The sequence below is a fragment of the Metabacillus herbersteinensis genome, from assembly GCF_042433335.1.
In the GTDB taxonomy this organism is placed as follows: Bacteria; Bacillota; Bacilli; order Bacillales; family Bacillaceae; genus Metabacillus; species Metabacillus herbersteinensis.
This window is the reverse complement of the sequence record NZ_JBHLVO010000104.1, coordinates 1-561: the sequence shown is the minus strand read 5'-3', so window position 1 is coordinate 561 and position 561 is coordinate 1. Positions and strand designations below refer to the sequence as shown.

Sequence of the window (561 nt, the reverse complement as noted above, 5' to 3'; positions counted from 1 at the left end):
GCTTACTTACAGCTCCCCGAAGCATATCGGTGTTAGTCCCGTCCTTCATCGGCTCCTAGTGCCAAGGCATTCACCGTGCGCCCTTTCTAACTTAACCGTCAACACAAATGTTGATTGTTGTTTAAAAAGAATTCGTTAATGTGTGTGTGAATTACTTGTTTACTGTTATCTAGTTTTCAAAGAACATGTTTGGTGGAGCCTAGCGGGATCGAACCGCTGACCTCCTGCGTGCAAGGCAGGCGCTCTCCCAGCTGAGCTAAGGCCCCGAAAAATGAGATGGTGGGCCTAAATGGACTCGAACCATCGACCTCACGCTTATCAGGCGTGCGCTCTAACCAGCTGAGCTATAGGCCCATCTCTAGTCGTGAATATTTTTCGAATAAAAAAGCACGCGCCGGGTTTAACCATTGCTTACTTTTAAGGATTCGTATGTTCACGAATGCTATGAAGTTGGAGAACAAAGTTCTCTCAAAACTAAACAAAAACCAAGTGTGCCTCAAAAATATTCCTTAGAAAGGAGGTGATCCAGCCGCACCTTCCGATACGGCTACCTTGTTACGA

Annotated in this window: 2 tRNA genes and 1 rRNA gene; all 3 read right to left on the bottom strand. The window is 46.2% G+C overall.

The features are described 5' to 3' along the window. Positions 1-97, bottom strand: a 23S ribosomal RNA gene (locus ACFFIX_RS27905); the annotation flags it as partial. A 93-nt stretch (positions 98-190) separates the two neighbouring features. Beyond that, positions 191-266: transfer RNA gene (locus tag ACFFIX_RS27900), tRNA-Ala, on the bottom strand. A gap of 11 nt (positions 267-277) precedes the next feature. After that, positions 278-354 (bottom strand) — tRNA-Ile (locus tag ACFFIX_RS27895). Positions 355-561: the final 207 nt, after the last annotated feature.